This is a genomic window from Actinomycetota bacterium, from assembly GCA_030682655.1.
Classification (GTDB): Bacteria; Actinomycetota; Coriobacteriia; order Anaerosomatales; family JAUXNU01; genus JAUXNU01.
This window is the reverse complement of sequence record JAUXNU010000015.1, coordinates 1-1,186: the sequence shown is the minus strand read 5'-3', so window position 1 is coordinate 1,186 and position 1,186 is coordinate 1. Positions and strand designations below refer to the sequence as shown.

1 protein-coding gene is annotated in these 1,186 nt (G+C 62.5%); it reads left to right on the top strand.

All coding sequences use genetic code 11. From position 1 onward, the window contains the following. On the top strand, nt 1-1,186 hold a 1,186-nt coding region (locus tag Q8K99_01065), incomplete at both ends, for a cytochrome c3 family protein (protein ID MDP2181147.1).

Sequence of the window (1,186 nt, the reverse complement as noted above, 5' to 3'; positions counted from 1 at the left end):
CTTCGCCCAGGAGGCGAAGATCGACGACACGAAGTTGATCATCGACTTCGGCGGCAAGGTCTACGAGGAGAACTGCGACCCGTGCCACGCAAACATCGCTAACACCGACAACTACGCCGGCGAGATCATCTTCACTCACGGCCTGCACCTGCTGGTGCAGTGCAGCAGTTGTCACACGCAGTTCCCGCACAGGCCGGATGGCACCGAGGTTCCGACGATGAAGAAGTGCTTCGAGTGCCATGGGCTCAAGCACGGGCCCCGTGGCCTGCTGGCGAACGCGCTGTGCACGGACTGTCATCACACGCCCAGAGAGAAGCTGCGCCCGGCCTTCCACACCTGGGACTGGGCCAAGAAGCCGCACGTGGAGCCCGGCGACAAACAACTGCAGACCAAGTGCATGATGTGTCACGACGAGAAGGACTGCGTCGACTGTCACGAAGACCTGAACATCGAGTGGGATCCGGGCGTGCCATATGCCTACGACTCGAACGGCGGATGCCTCTCCTGCCACGGCGACGAGAACCTCATCAAGACTTCCGCCGGTCGGCCCAAGTCATACCAAGTGCTCGGTGTCGACGAGTCGGCTCACGCCGGCATGTCGTGCCAGAAGTGCCACAGCGACTACAAGTATGAAGACACCCCCAACCCCTCTGAGATCTGGAACGTCAACGCCGGCTACGCGTGCCGCTCTTGCCACCTGTCGAGCGAGCTCTTCAACGAGGAGCAGCAGGCGCGCAACGCCGAGGTCGTGAAGCTCTACGACAGTTCGATCCACGCCGAGGAGATCGGCAAGGGTAACATCGAGTCGGCCACCTGCGCGTCATGCCACGGCGGCCACTACATCCAGCGTCTCGACACCGAAGCCGCCCAGAGGGCCCTGCATCTCTCGGCGTACCGCGTCTGCGCGCGCTGCCACCTGGACGAGTACGATTCCTACGACGACTACTACCACGGCGCGGCATACAAGCAGGGCGCGACCGACGCTCCCGCGTGCTGGGACTGCCACGCGGCGCACGATATCCTGCCCAGTTCCGACCCCGATTCGTGGGTTTCGCCAAAGAAGGTCGCCGAGACCTGCAGGATATGTCACAAGGGATCCGAGGAGGCGTTCGTGGAGAAATCTGGCGGGCTGATCCACAAGAAGGTGGAAGCCGCCGAGGAGAATCCTCTCCGTCAGTTCCTCTCC